We start from the raw sequence: 21187 nt of genomic DNA on the forward strand, positions 1-21187 counted from the left end.
CGTATCATCCATCTGCTATCCTTAACAACCGGACCGTTTAATCCGGTTTATAGACGCTGGTTTCTGCAGCGGTTCCTCCGGTTGCCAACGTCTTCAACGGCACCATGTCATCGCCTGGCACATAATAATGAAAGGGATTCTCGCTTATTTCGCCCAGCAGTTGACGGCGGATCGGGCCGGATTCTTTCAGCAGCCGCTCGGAAGCGGCTTTGTAGTCGATTGGCCGCATCCATATGGGACTGTACCCCAGGAACAACTGACGGCGCGTATAGGCGGATTGATTGGGAGCCCCGGCGTGCCATAAATTTTGCGGAAAAATGAACACGTCCCCCGGTTCTCCGCAAACCTGCATTTCATCAGGCAGCTGCTCTCTCACATTTTGCGAGTCCGGCTGATAGACGACATTGTGGGACCGGGGAATGATTTTGGTATTCCCGCGGTTGGGCGCCGACATATCGCTGAGCATGTAGCATGCTTTGATGTAGTAGATAGAAGTCAGTCCATTTATTGCAGGAAACTGCGGATGGGGTCCATCCTGGTGCCAGTTGATAAAACTGCCAGTCGGCGTCTCCACATCCTCCGGATTCGGCTTGCGGACAGTCAAGTGAGAGATATGCAGCTGGATATTGTGGCGAAGCAGCTCTACCATAAGCGGCAGCACTGTCGGCTCGTCGATCAGGGAAGCAATCTCATCATGCCGCTCTACACTGTTGTAAATATTGTAGGAAAGCGCGTCCGGCTCTCCCGCCAAAATCTCATCCACGGCCTGGTTCAAACGGGCTACCTTATCGGCTGACAACACGCCTTTGAGCAATAAATAACCGTCCTCATGGAACTGTCTGACCGATTCCTTCAAGTCAAGCTGAAGCTTTGTCATACGTTCAACCTCCAGGATAAGTTGTGGCTCCGTTTATTTCAGAAATTCGAGCTTCTTCAGCTGCTCTTCTGCAGCGTCCATATAGAGCTTGTAATTCATGGAAGACTCCAGCGTTTTCAAGAAAGCGGCATATTCGCTGATCGGCCGTTTGCCGTAAATAAACTTGGTCAGCTCTTCCTCGATATAACGCGCAGCGTCAGAGGCGTTATAGCCGTCGGGGAAATCGATAAACCCGCCGTAGGCTTCAATATGGGGCTGCTTGTCGGCAAATTCGACAAATGCTTTTTGCGGCGCAAACTTCACTTTTAAATACTCTTTTTCCGGCCGGCCGGTAAACTGGTACAGCCAGAAATAAGCGCCTTCCTTGCCCAGCAGCTCCGTCGGTACGACGGTATCGCCTTCCATGTTGTAATGTTTGCCTTCCACTCCATATTGGACGAGATTGGAGCCATCTGAAGAAACATAATTGAGCAGCTCGATCACTTTGGCCAGCTTATCGGGATTTTTCTCCAACGCCTTCGGGATTGCATACAGCGCCGGGGTCATCCCGACATCCCACGAGCTGACAAACTTGCCGCCGGGTCCTTCCGGAGCCTCTACCTGAATCCACTCCGCATTCGGGTTTACCGCTTTAATTTGCTCGGCAAACTGGGCTTTTGTCATATTCGGCCAGTCTATATAGATTATGCCTGCCTGGCCTTTAATCGCTTTCTCCTGGTGCTGGAGCCCGGAATTAGCCATTAGCTCCGGATCGACGGATCCGGCATCGACCATTTTCTTAATGGTAGTCAAAGCATCCTCCATGTTCGGATCATACAGGGAATTGATAAGCTTATTATCCCGGATATACAGGCTTGGACCGCCGTCGAATCCAATTCCGTAAGCGCCGAATACGGGGTTGAACGCGCCGATCTTCCCACCTGTGATACCGAGTGTGTCCTTCTTGCCATTCCCGTCCGGATCCTGGTCCGTGAAAGCTTTGGCTACGGTATATAGCTCATCAATCGTTTTGGGAGTCTGCAGACCCAGCTTATCCAGCCAATCCTTCCTTACCCAATAGGTGCTGTACGGGATTTGCGGCGATTTGGCTATCGCATAAACACTCCCGTTGATTGTCCCTTTCTTCAGACTGTCTTCACCGATAAAATCGACTGTCGGCTTCAGTTTATCCAGATAACCCGACAGATCCAGAAGCAGACCCTGCTCGGAAAACTGCTTGAGCTGCTGCCGGTCCAGCGCGAACAAATCAGGAAAATTCGCCGATGCCATCCGTACATTCAACTGATTCTTGTAATCGTCTCCGGATGCATAAACCGTCATATTCAGATCGATTCCAAGCTTGCTGTCCAGTTCCTGTTTAATCGCATCCTGATCCGGCGAGGGCAGGCCGTTGCCTGTTTCGATAATATCAATCTTCACCGCTTTGCCTGAGGATTGCGCCGGCTTCGCCTCATTATTGGGTTGTCCCCCCGCAACTTTCGCTTCTTTACCCCCGCAGCCGCTCAGCAGTGTTCCAGACATAACAGCAGCCAAAGCCAAACTGATTACCCGATTCCTTTTCAACATACACCCAACCCCTTTTTCTTATTTTCAACCCGTACGCTCTGACGCATCGCATTCAACCTTTTACGGAGCCCAGCATCATCCCTTTTGTAAAATGCTTCTGGATGAAAGGATAGACGATAATAATAGGCAGACTTGCCGTAATTACAGAGGCCATCTGCATCGTTTCGGTTGGCAGAATGTTATCGATATTTTCCAGGGGCTGCTGCGTCATCATCAGAATTTCACGAATAATGACCTGCAGCGGAAACAACGACCGGTCCGTAACATACATAATCGCCTGAAAAAATTCATTCCAGTGACCTACCATATAGAAGAGGCCGATGGTCAGCATGGAAGGAATGGAAAGCGGGATGACGATCTGCAGCAGGATGCGAAGCTCTTTGGCCCCGTCGATCCGCGCGGACTCGAACAGCTCCTCCGGCATGCTTTCATAGAAGCTTTTCATAATCAGCACATTGAAGCTCCAGACCGCATTAGGCAGTATCATCGACCATACGGAATCCAGCAGCCCCAGCGATTTCACCACCAGATACGTCGGAATAATGCCTCCGCTGAACAGCATGGTAAACAGGATCATAAGCAGGAAGAAGCTTCTACCCGGCATCAGTTTGCGGCTTAGCGGGTAGGCCATCAGAGCGGTTAATACTAAATTGACAACCGTCCCGACAATGGTGATAAAGGCTGTCACCGCAAGCGCCCTGGGAATGCCGGTCTGGGTGAACAGCTGGCCGTATGCGGAGAACGTGATGCTCTTGGGTATGAGGATAAATCCACCGTTCTTCAGCACCTCCGAGATCGGGGTGATGGATACGGTAACGACATACATCAGCGGCAGGATCGCCGCAAGGGCAGCAAGTCCAAGCAGGAAGTAAACGATAAAGTTGACGATCCGGTCCTCCAGACTTTTTACCATATGCCCTCACCCCATTTCTTAGCCAACTGGTTGGAGCCGAGGACAAGTACGAGTCCAATTGCCGATTTGAATAATCCAACGGCCGCTCCGAGACTGAAATTAAGCTGCTGCAAGCCAGTCCTGAATACCCAGGTATCGAGAATATCCGCAACCGCATACACCTGAATATTGTATAAAATGTAAATCTGATCGAAGCCGGCGTCCATAATCTGGCCCAGCTTCAAAATCAGCAGCAGCACGATTACATTGCGGATTCCCGGAAGTGTAATATGCCAGATCATCCGGAATCTGCCTGATCCGTCCACCCTTGCCGCTTCATACAAAGTGGGGTCGATACCCGTCATGGCGGCCAGATAGATGATTGCCCCCCAGCCAAGGTCTTTCCAGATTTCCGAGCCCACAAGGATAGCCCGGAAATGATCTGGCGATGTCAGAAAAGGTATCGAGGGTATCCCGATATCCTCCAGCCAGCGGTTGAAAAGTCCGGAACTTTGTGACATAAGCGCCAGCAGAATCCCGTAAATGATAACCCAGGAGAGAAAATGCGGCATGTAAGTCAGCGTTTGCACGACCGATTTGAACCACTTGTGCCGGCACTCATTCAACAGCAGCGCCATAAGGATGGGCGGCACGATGCCGAAAATCAGCTTGTAGAAGCTGATCAGAAAGGTGTTGACCAGCAGCTGCGAAAAATAAGGCGATTCAAAAAATTGCTGGAAATATTTATACCAGGGGTCCGCCCAGCTGCTGCGCATGATACCATCGAGCATGCTGTAATCCTTAAAGGCGATGATCACGCCGTACATGGGCAAATAGCGGAATAAAATGTAATACAATACACCGGGCAACAGCATCAGATAAAAGGCACGGTAGGCCCACACCCTTTTTCCCAACAGTTTCATTTGTGGCCTGGGCCTCTTGGGAGCCGTCACCGCAGCCGTGGCCGACTTACTCATGAAATCACCTCGCATAAGATGTTCGCGCTTACATTTGCGTGATTTCAGTATAGCAAGCGAGGGTGACGGCCTTCTATGCAGTGATGTTGCGAAAGTGTTCCAATTTTTGCAACCGCTTACGTTTCCGGATGAATCTCATCCGGTTTGACCGCTGGCAGCTCCACGCGGATCAGCATACCCTTCGTTGGCAGACTGAACACCCTCAGCCCGTAGGTCTGTCCATAGTGAAGCCGGATCCGCTCATGTACATTCATGATGCCGATGCCTGTGAAACGTTCCTTGCTCGGCGGCGTACGCCGCTCGGAGAAAATCGTATCAAGTTTATGCTTGTCCATGCCTACGCCATCGTCCCTGATCATAAAGACAAGCATGCCCCGTACAAGCTTGGTGCGAATCCGGATCCTCCCCTTGCGTTTCTGGGGCGCAAGGCCATGAAAGATCGCATTCTCCACCAGCGGCTGCAGCGTCAGCTTCAGCACGGTGCAGCGCAAAGCCTCCGGATCCGTATCCAGCTCCAAAATAAACCTGTCGCCATATCTCACCTGCTGAATATGCACATACATCATAAGACCGTCCAGTTCTTCCTTCAGCGTCACGAATTCGCCTTGCTTGTCGAAGCTGAATGACAGCAGGCCGACCAGGGAGCGGATCGTTTCACGGACGGCGTCGGTCTTCTGCTGCTTGGCGAGACTGCTGATACAGGCCAGCGTATTGTATAGAAAATGGGGTGCGATTTGACTCTGCAGCATCTTCAGCTCCAACTGAAGCTTATGGGACTGTGCTTCCTTGATCTCGTGGACCAGATGCTGGATACGCTCCATCATGGCATTATAGCTTTTGGACAGCATGCCGATCTCGTCATTGCGGTGAATGGTGATCGTCGAGAGAATTTCCACTTCGCGCACACGGTTCATTTTGGCCGCCAACGTCCGGATGGGATAGGTGAAATAACGGCTCATCAGGTAGGAACCAAATAGCAGCAGCACAAACCAGATCAGGGCCACATTTCCGTAATTGCGGTAAAGCATTGTAATATTCTGATAGAAATAACTATTTTCATAGAACGCAATGAAATGCCAACCGAGCCGGTTCATGCCGGCTTTGACGGCCACCAGCTTGCCGGTTGGTCCCTCCAGCTGCGAAACGCCAACGGAGAGATTGGCTATTTGAGTAAGAAAATCGGTGTCCAGACGGGGAGGAAATACGTTCGTATGGTAGGGCAGCAGCCGATAGAAACTGAGCGGCAGACTGGAATCAAAGGATTGCACGGGATTGCCCTTGCTGGAAATAATCGCAAAGGTCTGATTCTTCGTATTCATGAAGGTGGCAAGCAGCCCCGTCAGCTTGTTCAGGTCGATTTCCACAACCGCCATTCCCTTGAAACCGCGGTCTTTGCCTGCAATCGGAAGCACAAAAGCGACCGTTCTGCCCGATAGCGGCGAGTCATAAGGCTCCGTAATAAAAACGCCATAGTTGGTTCGGGCCTGTTCCAGCAGGTCTCCGAGAATGGGATTGCCCATGATCTCAAAATTCACCTGTGTATTGGATACCACCTCGCCATTTGCGCGCACCAGATAAAGCGTCCTGTATAAGGTGCTGTTCTGCTCGGCATATTGCCGCAGCAAAGTGCTTGCTTCTTCCTGTTTATCCTTCTCCAGCAGATCGGATCGCGCCTTGAGCAGCAGCAGGATGCTTTGTACATTGTCAAGATAAGCGTTCAGATACAGGTTGGTGCGGTCAATAATAATTTCCGAATCACTGACTACCTGTTTGCGGAACAACTGCTCGGCATCTCTCAGATTAAGCCAGGCAAGCAGGCCAAATAGCAGCAGCGTACCCGCGAACAGGAACAAAAAATGCTTCAGGGCGATGCTCATATCACTGAATTTAAAAGTCCGCCGCAGCAATGTCTATCATCCTTTCTTGAATTCTGTGGGTGAAACGCCGGTAATTCCGCGAAAAACGACGGAGAAATAACGGTAGCTGGGAATACCGACACGCTCCGCCACCTCATAAACTTTGAGATTGGTGGTTTTCAGCAGGCGGATCGCCTGGTCGATACGCAAACGGGTCAAATAATCGTTGAAAGCTTCGCCCGTTTCTTCTTTGAACAGACGGCTCAGATAAAAGGAGCTGAGCCCCACTTCCGCCGCCACGGAAGTCAAGGTGATCGGCTCTGCAAGCTGTGCGTGCATAAGCTTCATCGCCAGCAGCACCTCCTTGCGGCACTTCCGCGGCTCGTCGGCCCCTTGTTCATCAGATGCAGGAATACCCCCAGCCGCAGAATCAGCCACCACCTCGCCGGAATTATAAAAATAAGCTAGCGTCGGCCCGGGCTCCGTCCGCTTGAGGACTGCCAGCAGCTCCGCATTATTAGCCGCAGGGCCGCCGAGCAGCGTAAAGAGCTTGACGTCCCCGCTGAGATAAGGCAGCTTCCTGTCCAACCCCTGCTGCAAATCTGTCATCAGCATTTCAGCAGCGAGTTTGGTCCGGGCCGCCTCCCCATTATCTGCGGCTTTGAACCATAGCAAATAATCCGTTTCGCCTAGCGGAGTCCAGTCATGCAGCTGCGTTGTCAGCTGTCTCGGGTCGGCAAGCGTCTCGTTCAGAGCAATAGTTACTTCATAACGGTATTCCGGCTTGCAGTGTATATGAAGCCTTGCCGCCGTCAGCATCATCTGGCTGGAGCTGGCAGGATTAGCCGCGTCTGCAGGGAGCTGCCCGATCAAATCCATATCGCTCGCCCCCTCCTTCAGAAGCTTCGCAAGCTGTCTCGAAAAATCAATCCGCCTGCCGAATTGCTCGCTGCGCCGGTTTACCCATTCGCGTCGGATCGCCTCCCGGGCTTTGTCCAGCACAACCCTCATATCCTCTTCGTCCAGTGCCACCTTGATCAAATAATCCAGCGCGCCCAGCTTGAGCGCTTCCCGGACATATTCGAATTCGCTATGGCAGGTCAACAGCACAATTTGCGTAAGTGGATACATGCTTCGGATTTTGCGGCACAGCTCAAGACCGTCCATAACCGGCATCGTGACATCGGTAATCACCACATCCGGCTGCATGCCTCCGCACATCTGCAGCGCTTCCGCGCCGTTCTCAGCTTCACCGACCAGCTCGGCTCCATATTCCGGCCACGGAAACAAACGCAGCTCTTCGCGCAGCGGCTGCTCGTCGTCCACAATCAGAATGGTAAGAAAAGACTCTGTTATCATGTGCCCCAACTCCCCATCATCCGTTGTATAACAGGTTATGAAATGATATATTATCAACAAAAATAAGAAATGAATAGAGGCTGTCCATGAAAACGACGCAAAAGGATTGCAAAGTTATCGATACCTTAAATACGTTGGCTGGAAAATGGAAGCTTGTCATCTTACTTCATCTGGAGATGAACGGTACGCTGCGGTTTAGCGAATTGAAGGCTAAAATCCCGGACATATCCCATAAAATGCTCACCTCGCAATTAAGAGAACTCGAGAAGGAGCATCTGATTCAACGGGTCATTTATCCGCAGATTCCGCCTAAGGTGGAATATTCCATCAGCGAGCACGGTAAAACGCTTCAGCCGATCTTTGATCTGATGCATCAATGGGGGGAAGCTCATTTGGCTTATATGGATGGGGAAGCGCAGAAGTTGGGCTAAACAAAAAAAGAACAAACCACGGCGGATGGGACCGTGGCTTGTTCGAGTAATATGACCTGTCTTGATAGCGGAGGAGTTTATGCCTCGGGCTGCTGGGAAGCTTCGAGCTCGATGGATATTTTCACCTGATCCCCAACCATGATGCCTCCTGTTTCCAGAACAGCATTATACGTCAGGCCGTAATCGCTGCGGTTCAAGGCACCCTTGCCGCTGAAGCCTGTTTTGATATTGCCCCATGGGTCTTTCTCGGTACCTTCAAAAGTAACGGAGAACGTCTCGGAGCGGGTAACCCCGTGCAGGGTCACATCGCCTGTGACTGCATATTCATCGCCTTTGGTTCGGACAATTTGATTGGCCTTGAACAGCAGCTGCGGAAATTTCTCAATATCGAAAAAATCTGCAGTGCGTAAGTGCGCGTCGCGATCCTTATTGCGGGTATCCACGCTTTCAAGATCAATGGCAAATTCGATTTCCGCCGTTGTCAAATCCTCGGGATCCGCAACGACTTTGGCCGAGAAATGATGAAAGGTGCCTTTGACATTGCTTACCATCAAGTGGCGAATTGAGAAATCCAGACTGCTGTGCGCGGTGTCGATGATCCAGGTTGACGCTGCCATTAATCATTCTCCTTTGTAATTGGAATTTCCTACCCTTGATTCCAGTATGACAAGAAATGCCAAAAAGGAGAAGAACGCACTTTAATGTTCCTTGGTTACAAAAATAATACTGCCTTGATTTGCACAGCAAAAAGAAACCGGCAGCACGATGACAAATGTGCTGCCGGTTTCTTCGGCACTTAGGACTTTCCAGATTTTCCGGCCAACTGAATGATCATCACGACAAGCACAAGCAGTTGAATGAGCAGTTCCGTCCTCATCTCATTACCTCCAAGGCTTACGGTAATGCTCCTTCGATGCCGGCTTCTCCTCACATGAGTAAAATGTTACATCTCCCATTATCATATATATGTGCGACGGGTTTCATTATGCTATAAAATAAAATTTATTGCCATTAAATATTAATGATGTGAATTAAATTACTGGACTTCCATCCAAATATCATCCAGCTTCTCGTCATAGCGGATATGCAGCACTTTATTGTCCAGGTACCAGAGATGATCATCCTCCATATAGAATACAATGCCTTCCACCGCATGCTGAAGCGCGGCATTTCCCGGGGTATCCCGGATCACGCCGAGCGAGAAGCCGGGCTGGACACTGCCGCAGCCGCCAAGACGCACAAACAGCTTTAAGGAATCCCCGTCCGTCAAAGACATTTCCCTTTTGTACCATAGCGCTGCCGGCTGTTCAACCACAATCCTCATCGCTTCCCTCTCCTTTGCATGATTTACCCGATTTTCAGACCGTTTCCTTCTCATCATATCCTATTATATGTAAAATGAAAACGGTTTTATAACCCGGGATAAACAATCAAAAGCAGTTGCAAGCAGCATCCTGGACTCAGTGAGGCGATGCAGGCGGCGTAACCGGCTGCAAACAGCTGTTCCGGATTGGTTGCATTTATAGGTTGTGCGGCTCCGTATCCACGGTGTTCAACAATTGGTGCAGATGGAACAAAGCGCGAATTTGCTCGCGATTCATATGATTGAGATGGTTCAGTATTTGAACCGCAATGACGCGGGTTTGTTCCAGATCCAGTTCCTGTAAGTCGGCAATGTCCTGTTTCAACTGCACCGTCTGAGGAGAATAGATCAACATCCGCAATACGCGGTTGAGCAAGATTTTATGCAGATGGGACCGGTTGTACAATCTGTAGTTGTTGCTCGGATTGCGTCTGGATGACAGGAGACCGACTTTTTCCCAATGACGCAAAGTCGTTGCGGGCACGTTGTATAATTCGGCGACCTCACCGACCGTCATCCATCCCCCGCCAAATGCAGTCCCGCTTTCCATGCTCTCGGAGTTGCTAAGTTCAAGCAGCGTTTGCTGGGCGAATTGTTTACTGTGATAGAGCGCAACTTCAACCTCCTTCACCTTCCACAGTGCCGCGTCTGTATCGTTGCGAAATACGGCTCGCAAAACCTCGCCTGTTACCTTCATGCCGAAAGCGGGTGCCATAGCCTGCAGACATGCCAAATACGCCACATGAGTATCCGTATAGCTTCGATACCCCGCCGGCGAGCGCTCCGCAGGAGGGATGAGCCCCTGTTTCTCATAGTTTCGCAATGTACTTGTGCTGATGGCGAATTTTCTTGCGACATCTTTTGGTCCCATCCTCATGCTAATTGCACCTCCCAGGCCAAAGCTTAAAGTTGATTGCAGGAATTACCCGGAATATACCATTGGATTGCAAGAAATTCAAGGTGAACCTTACAATTTGCTTCCATGTTGTACACTGGAATTGCAGCTAAAAAAGGAGGCGTTAAGAGAATGAATAGACAGGAACCGATATTTATGAGCAGCATGTCCATTTCGGAAATCGGGGAGGAAGGTAATCGCTACATCGGTGGTTTGTGGGAATCGTTATACAAGGAGATGCACACCCAACTTACTGCGGCCTTTCTGGAAATCGAAGATGCGGCCTATGGGCTTTATTTGGACCGGTTGATGCCGCCCTTGTTCGACCGCCTGGAGGAGGCGGGATTTCAGGCAGCCGATCCCGCCGGCAAAGATGATTTCATCATTGGAAAATGCCTGAATTTCAGCAATTCCTTGGAAAAGTGGGGAACGGAAGACAACCGATCCAGACTGTTCTGGAACGTAATCCAGAATGAACGGCAGGAGCCCGTTGGGACGCTTATAACAGAAATTCCACATTCGCATCACAAATTTGACGTTCCGACTGCTCCCAAGTTGTACGTGCTAACCGAAACGGACAGGGAGAGCATTACAGCAGGCATTCGGCGGATTAAAGGGAGCTGAGGTTTGTTGATGTGACGAAGTTCAATTAGGCGAATTGCAGCTCATCCGCCGGGCAAGAAATCGTCATGAAACTTGAACAGCCACTATAATAAGAGGTTGACTAGAAAGGCCGCCCCGGAGTCACAGGGACGGCCTTTCTGGATCATGATTCACATTTCGGGTTTTCCAGTCTGCGCCATCCGGATTATTTTCTCGAGTCCCTCCAGGTATTGCTGAAACATCTCCATACCGAGCGCCGTGGGTTTGCAGGTGGTTTTGGGACGTTTGCCGACAAAGGTTTTGGTCACATCGATATAACCCGCTTCCTCCAAAACCCGGATATGATTGCCCAGATTCCCTTCGGTTAATTGGAGCTCCTTGCGAAGAAATACGAATTCGCATTCTCCATGTACCGTAAGCAGGCTCATAATTCCCAGCCGAACCTTGGCATGAATAGTCTCGTCAATCGCATCCAGAATGTTCTCACCCATGCTTCCTCCTCCGCCGCATCAGGATGAAGCCGGTTACGAGTATACTCCCTCCGCCCAATAATCCAAACAGGAGATACTGATAATCCACCAGAAACATATATGTCAGCATGGACAGCGCCATAAACCAGATCCCTAAGTATACGGGGCCTCTACCCGCCAGCGGGCCCATGGTGACATAGACGATACCGATTAGTATGAACCAGAAAAAGGCCGCATCCTTCATCCGAATCATTCCCGCTGCCATCATGAATGATCCTGCGAGCAGGATGACCAGAAACGGCAGCCAGAACATCCATCCGGTGGCGCCACCTTCCTTCGCGGCCCGCCCCTTCCGGGATTGCCTGATCCCGGTGACTGCGGACAGCAATCCGCCAAGAACCCCGGCCGTAGACCAATACCAGATCGGCCATAAGAACTCATTGAATTGCATGCCAATAAAACCAATCGTCAAGTAAGTTCCCCATATAAACATATAAGGGATGGCGCTGACCAGCTTGCTCTGGTTTCTTGCAATCAGCTGCTTTATAAATTCGATATCCTGCAGAGCCTGCTGCTCTTGACCGGCCATAGCCACATCCCCCTTGCTTGAAACCTATCCTTGTACTTCGATGCTTTTAATTTTCCCATCTAAACAGGATAAAGGCAAGCAACACCATCAGAACCGCAAACCCGCCCATGACGGCAAGTTCCGTGCCAAACGAAGCGAGTTCCTGGTTGTCCCAGACACCCTGAACCAGTTCAACGAAATAGGTCATGGGAATCCAGCCGCTTATCGTTTGCATGAACTGCGGAAAAATATTCAGAGGCATGGCAATGCCGGAAAGGAACAGCATCGGAAAAAAGAAAACCATGGCAATTCCGCTGGCGGCTCCCGCCGTATTTGCAAGGCCCGACAGGGCGAAGCCCAGACTAAAGAAGCCGATACAACCAAACAGCAGACAGCCCAGCAAAGTCAAGAAGGTGGATAATGTAAAGCTAATACCCCAAATGAGCTTGGCAATCACAATAATTTCAACTGCACCCGCTGCAACCAGCACAATTCCCTGTACGGCATGGGAGGCGAGCACCGCGGAAACGGGGATCGGGCTGACCCGGTAACGCCTAAGAATCCCTTTCTCCCGCTGCGTGATAATGTTGATATTCAGCGTAAAGACGGAGATGGAAAGAACGTTCATGGCACAAAGGGCAGGCACATAGAAATCAATATACCGGCTTCCTTCAGTTAGTCCCGGCTGATTGCCGAACATGGAACCGAAGATAACGAGCATAAGGACGGGGTAAATGAGAATCCAGAAAATAGTCAGCCAATCCCGCAAATACAGCCTAAAATCAAATGCGATCAATCTGAATACAGCACTCATTCGGACACCTTCTTCCCATGATCGGTTAACTGGCTGAACACATCATTCATCGACCCATCCTCAAGCCTGAGATCCTTGACGGTCCAGCCCTGCCCTGCGGCCAGCTGAAACAGTTCCTTCAGCGTCTCATCCACATCATTGGAGTTCAGCCGGATCATGTCGGAGCCCCATACGAGATCGACAACATGGGCTAAAGCGGAAAGGTCTGCTTTTGTGGTCTGATCCGTGTGACGGAAGCTGACCGATCTCGTCCCTCCAAGCTTCGCAATCAATTTTCTCGGGGTGTCCACGGCTATCAGACGGCCTTGATTAATAATGGCAACTCTGTCGCACAGCGTCTGCGCCTCTTCCATGTAATGAGTGGTGACTACAATGGTGCGTCCCTCCTCCTTCATCCGGTGAATCATCGCCCACATTTCACCGCGGGCATTAGGGTCCAGGCCCATGCTTGGCTCATCAAGGAACACAATGTCGGGATTGTTGATTAACGCAAGCGCCAGTGAAACACGCTGCTTCCAGCCCCCTGACAGCGATTTAACCGTTGCGCGCATTTTGTCCTCAAGATTAAGAAACCGGCTAAGCTCCTCCCGGTTCATCGGTTTCGGATAGAAGGATGCAAACAGATCGAGCACTTCCCCGACTCTGGCTTTCTCCGGGATGGATGTGGACTGCAGCAGAACGCCGATGCGCTGTTTAATCGCTTTGCCATGTTTGTGGACATCCAGACCAAGCACCTTGATATCCCCGCTGTCTGCCGTACGCAGTCCTTCGATCATTTCGATCAGCGTTGTTTTCCCTGCTCCATTAGGGCCAACAATGCCAAAAACCTCGCCTTTACCGATGTTCAACGTTATATGATCAACGGCTGGATGAGAACCATAATGTTTGCTAACCTGGCTCAGTTCAATTGCAGTTTGCAACCCATCATCCTCCTTTGTAATAATCGATTCACTCTGAATTACAGAGTATTCTGAATCACAGAATTAGTCAAGGAGTAATTTAATCAGAACCTTGCTGCTCTATCCGCAAGCGACCGAACACATCTTTCCTTAACGGAACAAATGCTAACTGCACTTGAATAGGTTTTGAAAATGAAAAAAAAAAGCCAGCGATCCGTCTAAGGACGCTGACTTCTTACCTGCTTCGCGATTTGTGTTACGAGAACGGCTCAGCGGCAAAATGGACTCACGCTGAACCCGGACTACTTGTATTGCTTCAGAAAACGGACCGCATTGGCGATATCCGCTTCAGGATTATTGCCGACTTCACGCTCAATCGTGAGGTAGCCTTTGTAGCCAATCTCCTGGAGCGCTTGAATATACGCAGGCCAATCGACTTTACCTTCTCCGAGCGGCACTTCGCGGAAAAACTCGCCGCCTGTCGCCATCTCCTCGATCTTCTCATGGCTCAATGGCTCGAAGCCAAGCGATCCGTAGATGATGCGGGGATCCACTTGATGCAGACGAATGCCGTCCTTGGCATGTGTATGCACTATATAATCCTTCAGGTTATGAACACCCACTACAGGGTCGTCGCCTGTCACCATCACCATATTCGCCGGATCGAAGTTGACGGATAAGCCATTGGTGCTGAGCGTATCCAGAAATTGCTTCAAATGAGCGGACGTTTCCGGACCCGTTTCAATTGCAAAATAGGCGTTGACACTCGTCGCATAACGGCTGAGCTCATCGCAAGCCTGCTGCATCGATTCGTATATTTTACTGTTTTGGTCATCCGGTACGATCCCGATATGCGTCGTAACCACATTCGTGCCAAGCTCGACGGCAAGATCAAGGATCCGCTTGGATTTCTCGATCTTCCACAGATTTTCTTTCTTATCCTGGAACCCGTGTCCAGCCAGATCCCCGACAAGCGCTGAGATTTCCAGACCGAGCGACCCGATGTAGTCTTTCATTTCCTTACGCTGTGCCGTATTCAAGTTGTCGGGATCCATCTCTCCGCTAACGGCGTAAATCTGTACGCCGTCCGCGCCGACGTTCTTCGCCTTGATTAATCCTTCACGCACTCCCACTTTAAAACTATCGACAATGACGCCGATCTTGTTCGGAATCCCCATCTTTAGTCACCTCTTCCCGTTATTAGTTAAATTTCGTCCCATAGGCGCCGCACATTCGCAAGCCCAATCTCCGACCCGAGTCTGCAGTCTTCCATTCCTTCGAATTCAATCGAGAGATATCCGTCATAACCGGATTGCTTGACGACGCGGAGCACTTCGCGCATATTGATATCCCCTTGTCCGGCGATCGCTCCCCGCAAGTAATTGCCGGAGGCCGATTGAAACCATCCTTGGCCAGGGTTAAGGTTGGACGGGCGCAGATAGAAGTCTTTGATGTGTACCATAGAGGCAATATCTATATTCTTCTTCGTTGCTGCGACGGAATCCTCATCCGCACACATAAAATTACCGATATCGAGCGTTGTTCTGAAATTGGCCCGGTTCACTTCGTGGACGAGCGCCTGAACCCGGTCGCTGGCTTGAATGAAATATCCATGGTTCTCAACGCTGGTCGTAATGCCAAGCGGCTGAGCATAATCAGCAATCCGCCTGCAGGCTTCCGCCAGCTTCGGCAAATCCGCTAGGAACTGTTTCATCGACGTATCGTTCCGCGAAGCGACATCATGGCGCATCAGCTTCACGCCGAGCGCGCTGGCGATATCCACTTCCTTCATGACGCGGCTAATTTCGTTCTCGAAAGCCGCTTCATCTTCGGTGATGAAGTTGGCCCCGATGGCATAGTTGGATATTTCAATACCCGCTTCTTCCGTCTTCTTGCGAATCAGGTTGATGGTTTCGGGATTATCCGTCAAATCGAAGCCGATTGGTACGATTTCAATATGTTCGCCACCGTGATCCGCAACCCAAGCGATCGCATCCGCCAAGCTCAATTCATTGGCTGCAATGGCGCGCGACAAGCTGTATGAACTTAAACCGAGTTTCATGTTTTCCTCGCCCTTCCCTTACAACCCCCTGTTAAGTGGGACTGTTGAATTTAGTTAAAGTGAATTTCTTCGCCTTTTGCGGCTGACTCATAAATGCCGCACAATATTTTCATCATTTCCAAACCGTCCTCCACCGGGCTCAGCGGTTCGCTTCCCGATTTGACGCAGCTGACAAAATGATCGATTTCCGATTGAAACGCCCGTCCGAAATCGAAGCCGCCCGAGTCTACCTGAGGCGTGATATTAAGAATCGTATTGTACTTCTCGGTGACGATACTGATCTCCGGATCGATCTCCAGCCCGCCTTTCGTACCGAACAGCTTGACCGCGCCTTCGTCCTTCTTGGCATGCAGCGTAAAGCTGACATCAACAAGGAGCGAAGCTCCATTCTCGAAGCGAATCAGCGCATTGGTCATATCTTCGACAGTATTGAGCTTGGCATTGTAATCCGCAGCTCTGTAAAATGACAAATTCTCGATATTCGAACGATTCCCAAGCTTATGGTACGTATTCCCGCTGACCGATTTCACTTTCGGACGGCCCATCATATACCAGCACAGATCGATAACATGGACACCAATATCAATCAATGGCCCTCCGCCCGAACGCTCAACATCGGAAAACCAGCCGCCCGGGTTACCCAATCGGCGAATGCTGGACGCTTTTGCAAAATAAATATCCCCGATATCCCCGTTCTCAACAAACTTGCGCAGCATCTGTGCGTTTGGATCGTATCGGCGGACAAATCCCACCTGAAGAATTTTACCGGATGAGCGTACGACTTCCTGCAGATCCAACGCTTCTTCCACCGAGCGGCACAACGGTTTCTCTACCAAGACATGCTTGCCGGCCTTGATAGCGGCCTTGCTGATCTCGGCATGAGTATTGTTCCATGTGCACACGCTTACTGCAACGATATCGGGATTAGCCAATAGTTCGTTGTAGTCGGTATAGACATGGGTAGCGCCATATTTCTTTGCGGCTTTTGCCGCTCTTTCCTCATTCAAATCACAAATGGCGTAAATTTCCGCTTCGTTATTGCCCTTGTAAGAATTAAGATGCGCTTCGGATATGGAACCTGCACCGATAACGCCAATTTTCAATGTACTCATTCTTTTTATTGCTCCTCTCTACTATTTAAGCATATGTCTGTATTATAATAGCTGGAGGCAGTAAAACCATGTAGAGTATTGCCGTTGTTTTGTATTATTGTGCGATTCGAGGTGAAATGATTGGAAAAGCTGCTTTCTCACCGTGAACCCATGGATATGCCGGATCCTTATTTCCCCATCAAGATCCATCGGACGCAAATCAACGAAATCGGTTCGACGGCATTTAGGCATCATTGGCATGAAGAAATTGAATTTCTTATTTTTGTCCAGGGCGAAGCGATGATCGAATGCAATTCTGAGCGGTTATATGTGGGAGCCGGCGATCTGGTTGTCGTGAACAGCACGGATCTCCATCACGGAATTTGTTTATCTGATAATTTGTTTTATTTTGCGCTTATCGCGGATACGTCACTTCTTCACAGCCATTCTGTCGACGCTGTGGAAATGAAATATATTACCCCGATTACGCAGAAAAAACTATCGTTCCAGAACAAAATCTCCAACGACCACGAAGTCAACAGCTGCCTGACTTCCCTGATTGAGGAATTCGAAAGCCGCGAGTTCGGTTATGAATTGGCGGTCAAATCCTATTTGTACCGGCTTTTGACGATCCTTCTTCGCAAATACATTGCACGCCTGCTGAAGCCGAACGAATATCAAATGAGAATTAAGAATCTGGAAAGGTTCGATCCGATCTATCAATATATTGAAGAGAATTACCAGTCAAAGATCATGGTGGACGAGCTAGCGAAGCAGGTTAACATGAGCCGCTTCCACTTTAGCAGACTATTTAAGGAGCTGACGAATAAGACGGTCTCCGATTATGTAAATTTCGTGCGGATCAACAAATCCGAATTCCTGCTGCGCAATACATCCATGAGCATCTCTGAAATTGCGCTGGCCACAGGTTTCAACGATATCTATTATTTCAGCCGCCTGTTCAAATCCTACAAGAAGGTCGCTCCGTCCAAAATCAGAAGAAACCCGGATGGGCTGTACGCATAAGCGCGCTCAGGTCCGTTACATTCAAGAGTGGGGCAATGGGTGCCAAATAGCAGCCACGGGGTCCGTTACGGTCCCATTCGGGACTGCACCTTTCTTCTACATCCAAAAAAACTTGGCCTGTTGGCTGCAGTTCCCTTAGGAACACGCAGTCTCGACAGGCCAGGTTCTTTTTCATTTTGGGAAGCGGCCGTCCTGCGACCAGCTTATTATTAAATCCTGCGCATCCGCTGTCAGCTTTGTTTTTGCTTGCTGACTTGCATGTTTGTCATCTTTCCTAATATGCTCGATGAAATCGTTCAATTGCTTCACCGCCTGCTTCACGGAGTCTTTGTCGTAGTGATGGCCCGCCTGACGCAGCTTGTTCTGCAGCTGTTTAACGAGCGGACCTTTCACATCGCCCGACGCGATATAATCGGACAACTCCCGCTGCAGGCCCGGAAGATCAATTGCAGCGCTGCCGAGCTCGCCGTTATCGGGAAGCTGATACAGCTCCAGCTCATAGACGGCGTACATATTCCACCATGTATAATAAGCCTCGTTGATTTGTATCCTCATCTTCAGCGCGCCGCTGACTGCGGGAATATTCGCATAGGTATATTCCATCACGCCATCGTCCTTATTGCTCTTCCAGATGAACGGGACCCTTTGCGCCACGGTCTCCCAGTTTATGCCGTCTTTGGATACTTGAACGTCGATATCGGTAATTCCTTGAATGAGACCCGACGAGGTGGCCATGACGATTGTATTAAAGGCTTTCGGCTTATCCCACGACAAGACGATCTCATGCGGGAGCGGATGCGTGCTCATATATTCCTGCCAGCTTGCATACATGGTCCCGTAGCTGCCATCGATCATCTTCTGCGGGCCATAGGCAATGCCTCCGTCGCCCGGCCGTACAGCTGAGGCTGTTATACCTGAAGCATCACGTGCAACATTGACTTCCGGTTCATTCTTGTTTCCTTTAAGGAAGTTCAATGTATAACGCTTCAAGGTTTCGCCGTCGCTGGCGGTGCTCAGAAGGACGAGCTTGCTTTTGCCAATCGGAATATCGACCTTATACGTTGTGCCGCTGTCCACACGCTTGGCGCCGATCGCAAGGGTACCCGCTGCATCCGTAAGCGCCGCGGTAATGCTGATCGTGTTGATGCTGCCCGGAACCAGGATTTGATAGTCGGTCACACCGCTGTTAAACGAGAACGATGGAATATCGGAGATAGCCAGGCTTTTCAGTGAAGCGTCGTACAGCTTTTGGCCTTCGTACATATGAACTCTGAAGGCATCGATGGATAAATCCGTATTTCCCAGGTTCTCGACCTTGATGGTATGCTTGCCCGGAGCAAGCCCACGCTTGCTGTAAATCGTGAAATAATCGTGCTGCACTTTCTCATAGGCATCGAGGATAACCGGTTCCGACCCATCCACAGAGACGGAGAACCTGCCTGCGCCGTCATTCTTCTCGATGACAACATCAACACCGGAGCCGCTGAATGTATATTCCGCATAATCTCCCGCGACTGAGGTGGAGCTGACGCCGCCCAGGTAGGCGAACTGCCGGTTCCTGGTTGACCAGTTTCCAGAGAATCGGATGTCGCCGCTCGTATTGTCCGTCATATAGCTCATCGGCATCTCTTGTCCGTCATACGGACTTACAGGCTGTGGAACTTCGCCTGCCTGCCCGCCGGAGGCTGCGCGGACCAAATAATCGTGCAGCGTCTTGATGTAAGCCGGATCAAGCGTATACTTGCGCGGGTCAGCTGGGCTAACGGCACTGTCCGCAATCCGCTTGGCAAGAGCAGGATCGGTTCGCTTCACGATATCAAGCAGCTCGTAATCCTCAAGGCCATCCCGCTGGGCTTCGTACCGGAGCGAGCTTTTCACCGTCATATTTTTCTTGTCAGGGTATACGATCGTCGAATCACCGATATAACTGCCCACATACCAGGCGTTCCAAGCCCAGTGCAGATGTCCTTGTACGCCATCCTGGTTCAGATTCCAGAACAGCAGCCTGCCGGTCAAGGTCGGCTGCGTCCAGAACCGGTTCAGCCACGGCGGCTGATTCAAATCACAGGTATAGGCCCACAGGTCTTTGCCGGCCGCTTGCTCAGCTTTGTACAAGGTTTTTTTCTCATGAAAGGCCGGGGTTAACGGTACCCACACATCCACATAAGGTTTGGTGATATCATTCATCAGCACGCCGTTCGGGTCGGCATCCATCGTCTTGAAGTCCGGAACAATTTGCTTGAGTTTGCTTGCGATATAGGTCCAATAATTCCGGTCCTTCTCGCTCGTGGGCTCATCCCGGATATGCTGATACCAGGTGAAGCTGTCTTCGTTCAACCACCCTTTCGACTTCAAGTGGTCATGAAGCGCCGTCATATAGTTTTCCAGAAATTTATCCGTTACAGGCAGTGACTCGGGCATCCCCGCATTCCAGGAATCACCCGGCTTCTCCGCAGCAGGCATATAATTTAATGCGTGAATCAGGTGCGTGTTCGCGAAGTGATCGACGCCCTGGTCGATAAACGTCTGAACGTACCGGTCGAAGAACGACCAGTCGATGTTCTCGGGAATGCCATCCGTAAATGCGGAGAGATAAGTTCCTCCGGCCTGCAGCAGCAAATCCGTCCGGATCCAGATCATGTTCTGCCGGTACTCCGTCATTACGCCGGCGAAACGGTCAAGTAATGCAAACCACTCATCGCTATACATTTCTACGCCATAATAATTCTCACCGGTATCGTAGGTCGGCTCCGGAGAGCCGTCCCACGAAAAACCGTCCCAAGTAAACCCGTTTGTCATGGCCCATTGATAATTGACGAATCGGGAATCCGACGTTCGCGGAATTTCCGCGCTGCCGACTTCGACGCTGATCGGTACGGTATAGTCGCCAATTGTCGTCTTCACGGTTATAATTCCGTCGTAAATGCCGGGTGTCGCACCGGATGGTACATAATTCGTAATCAGGACGGGCTGCGTCGAATTGGCGGCTACCTCGGCAGACGGCTCATTGGATAACGGGTCGGGTATTGCCGATGGCGGATAAATGAGATCCCCCACGCGGTCGGGATTAAAGGCATTTGCCTTCACCGTATCTATCAGTTCATATTCCGCAAAATGATACCGAAGATTGCTGCTGTCCATTCTGTCCCCGACCGCAGATTCCAGATCGGAAAACTCGACCCCGGAGATCGTAAATGCCGCCTCGCTTCTCAAAGCGATTTGCGCGCTTTCATATTCGTTCCTTGCTGAAACGACAGAGATGCTACGAGTCGAATTCTGCGGCAGGATGCTGCCGCGGTAGACCGTTTTGAGCGAATTTTCCACCCATACATCAACCTTTGCGCTGTCCGCGCTAGTATCCACCGGTGCTAACGATACAAGTACGCTGCCTGCGAGAATCAGGGAGAACCATTTTTTCATCATTTTCCTCATTTCATT

General features: G+C 50.4%; 20 protein-coding genes. 3 read left to right on the forward strand and 17 right to left on the reverse strand.

The genetic code is table 11. The annotated features are described in order from the left end of the window. Positions 1-37: 37 nt before the first annotated feature. The 6 genes from IEY46_RS12170 to IEY46_RS12195 all read right to left on the reverse strand — a co-directional run bounded on the left by IEY46_RS12170 (position 38) and on the right by IEY46_RS12195 (position 7527). The gene (locus IEY46_RS12170) at positions 38-877 is read right to left on the reverse strand and encodes a phytanoyl-CoA dioxygenase family protein (protein ID WP_188992277.1); all 840 of its coding nucleotides are present in this window, start codon (positions 875-877) and stop codon (positions 38-40) included. A 33-nt stretch (positions 878-910) separates the two neighbouring features. Next, positions 911-2443, reverse strand: a complete 1533-nt coding sequence (locus IEY46_RS12175) for an extracellular solute-binding protein (RefSeq protein ID WP_188992278.1) — start codon at positions 2441-2443, stop codon at positions 911-913. A gap of 52 nt (positions 2444-2495) precedes the next feature. Beyond that, positions 2496-3356 carry a carbohydrate ABC transporter permease gene (locus tag IEY46_RS12180; RefSeq protein ID WP_188992279.1) on the reverse strand — a complete coding sequence of 287 codons (861 nt, stop codon included), beginning with the start codon at positions 3354-3356 and terminating at the stop codon, positions 2496-2498. Then, positions 3350-4258, reverse strand: coding sequence for an ABC transporter permease (locus IEY46_RS12185; RefSeq protein WP_229750261.1), 909 nt, complete (start codon positions 4256-4258; stop codon positions 3350-3352). Before IEY46_RS12185 ends, IEY46_RS12180 begins: the two co-directional genes overlap by 7 nt. 170 nt (positions 4259-4428) lie before the next feature. Continuing rightward, positions 4429-6219 (reverse strand): cache domain-containing sensor histidine kinase, encoded by a 1791-nt coding sequence (locus IEY46_RS12190; protein ID WP_229750262.1) that lies wholly within the window; start codon positions 6217-6219, stop codon positions 4429-4431. 6 nt (positions 6220-6225) lie between these two features. Next, entirely contained in the window at positions 6226-7527 is a 1302-nt protein-coding gene (locus IEY46_RS12195; protein ID WP_188992282.1) for a response regulator transcription factor, read from the reverse strand. A gap of 86 nt (positions 7528-7613) precedes the next feature. Between IEY46_RS12195 and IEY46_RS12200 the strand changes: the two genes are divergently transcribed. Then, positions 7614-7958 carry a winged helix-turn-helix transcriptional regulator gene (locus IEY46_RS12200; RefSeq protein ID WP_188992283.1) on the forward strand — a complete coding sequence of 115 codons (345 nt, stop codon included), beginning with the start codon at positions 7614-7616 and terminating at the stop codon, positions 7956-7958. 77 nt (positions 7959-8035) lie between these two features. Here IEY46_RS12200 and IEY46_RS12205 read toward each other — a convergent pair whose 3' ends face one another. The 3 genes from IEY46_RS12205 to IEY46_RS12215 form a co-directional block, all read right to left on the reverse strand. After that, on the reverse strand, positions 8036-8575 hold the full coding sequence (locus IEY46_RS12205; RefSeq protein ID WP_188992284.1) for a YceI family protein: 540 nt from the start codon (positions 8573-8575) through the stop codon (positions 8036-8038). A gap of 419 nt (positions 8576-8994) precedes the next feature. After that, positions 8995-9282, reverse strand: a complete 288-nt coding sequence (locus tag IEY46_RS12210) for a HesB/YadR/YfhF family protein (RefSeq protein ID WP_188992285.1) — start codon at positions 9280-9282, stop codon at positions 8995-8997. A 196-nt stretch (positions 9283-9478) separates the two neighbouring features. Then, positions 9479-10198 carry a MerR family DNA-binding transcriptional regulator gene (locus tag IEY46_RS12215; RefSeq protein ID WP_229750263.1) on the reverse strand — a complete coding sequence of 240 codons (720 nt, stop codon included), beginning with the start codon at positions 10196-10198 and terminating at the stop codon, positions 9479-9481. Between the two features lie 150 nt (positions 10199-10348). Here IEY46_RS12215 and IEY46_RS12220 point away from each other — a divergent pair, with 150 nt between their 5' ends. Next, the gene (locus IEY46_RS12220; RefSeq protein WP_188992286.1) at positions 10349-10840 is read left to right on the forward strand and encodes a DUF6022 family protein; all 492 of its coding nucleotides are present in this window, start codon (positions 10349-10351) and stop codon (positions 10838-10840) included. A gap of 149 nt (positions 10841-10989) precedes the next feature. Here IEY46_RS12220 and IEY46_RS12225 read toward each other — a convergent pair whose 3' ends face one another. The 7 genes from IEY46_RS12225 to IEY46_RS12255 all read right to left on the reverse strand — a co-directional run bounded on the left by IEY46_RS12225 (position 10990) and on the right by IEY46_RS12255 (position 16744). After that, complete coding sequence (locus tag IEY46_RS12225; RefSeq protein ID WP_188992287.1) at positions 10990-11310, reverse strand: winged helix-turn-helix domain-containing protein; 321 nt, start codon at positions 11308-11310, stop codon at positions 10990-10992. Beyond that, complete coding sequence (locus tag IEY46_RS12230) at positions 11303-11878, reverse strand: hypothetical protein (protein WP_188992288.1); 576 nt, start codon at positions 11876-11878, stop codon at positions 11303-11305. Before IEY46_RS12230 ends, IEY46_RS12225 begins: the two co-directional genes overlap by 8 nt. Before the next feature lie 46 nt (positions 11879-11924). Continuing rightward, positions 11925-12671 carry an ABC transporter permease gene (locus tag IEY46_RS12235; RefSeq protein WP_188992289.1) on the reverse strand — a complete coding sequence of 249 codons (747 nt, stop codon included), beginning with the start codon at positions 12669-12671 and terminating at the stop codon, positions 11925-11927. After that, the gene (locus tag IEY46_RS12240) at positions 12668-13591 is read right to left on the reverse strand and encodes an ABC transporter ATP-binding protein (RefSeq protein ID WP_188992290.1); all 924 of its coding nucleotides are present in this window, start codon (positions 13589-13591) and stop codon (positions 12668-12670) included. Before IEY46_RS12240 ends, IEY46_RS12235 begins: the two co-directional genes overlap by 4 nt. A 281-nt stretch (positions 13592-13872) precedes the next feature. Continuing rightward, positions 13873-14748, reverse strand: coding sequence for a sugar phosphate isomerase/epimerase family protein (locus tag IEY46_RS12245; RefSeq protein WP_188992291.1), 876 nt, complete (start codon positions 14746-14748; stop codon positions 13873-13875). 26 nt (positions 14749-14774) lie between these two features. Further along, positions 14775-15632: a sugar phosphate isomerase/epimerase family protein gene (locus tag IEY46_RS12250; RefSeq protein WP_188992292.1), complete on the reverse strand. Its 858-nt coding sequence runs from the start codon at positions 15630-15632 to the stop codon at positions 14775-14777. A 50-nt stretch (positions 15633-15682) separates the two neighbouring features. Continuing rightward, complete coding sequence (locus IEY46_RS12255; RefSeq protein ID WP_188992293.1) at positions 15683-16744, reverse strand: Gfo/Idh/MocA family protein; 1062 nt, start codon at positions 16742-16744, stop codon at positions 15683-15685. A gap of 120 nt (positions 16745-16864) precedes the next feature. On the opposite strand from IEY46_RS12255, the gene IEY46_RS12260 reads away from it, so the two are divergent. Then, positions 16865-17749 carry a helix-turn-helix domain-containing protein gene (locus tag IEY46_RS12260; RefSeq protein ID WP_229750264.1) on the forward strand — a complete coding sequence of 295 codons (885 nt, stop codon included), beginning with the start codon at positions 16865-16867 and terminating at the stop codon, positions 17747-17749. Positions 17750-17920: 171 nt separating this feature from the next. On the opposite strand, the gene IEY46_RS12265 is transcribed toward IEY46_RS12260, so the two are convergent. After that, a complete protein-coding gene (locus tag IEY46_RS12265) occupies positions 17921-21181 on the reverse strand; it encodes a glycoside hydrolase domain-containing protein (protein WP_188992295.1) in 3261 nt (1086 codons plus the stop codon). Positions 21182-21187 lie beyond the last annotated feature (6 nt).

This window comes from Paenibacillus nasutitermitis (assembly GCF_014641075.1).
GTDB lineage: Bacteria > Bacillota > Bacilli > Paenibacillales > Paenibacillaceae > Paenibacillus_Z > Paenibacillus_Z nasutitermitis.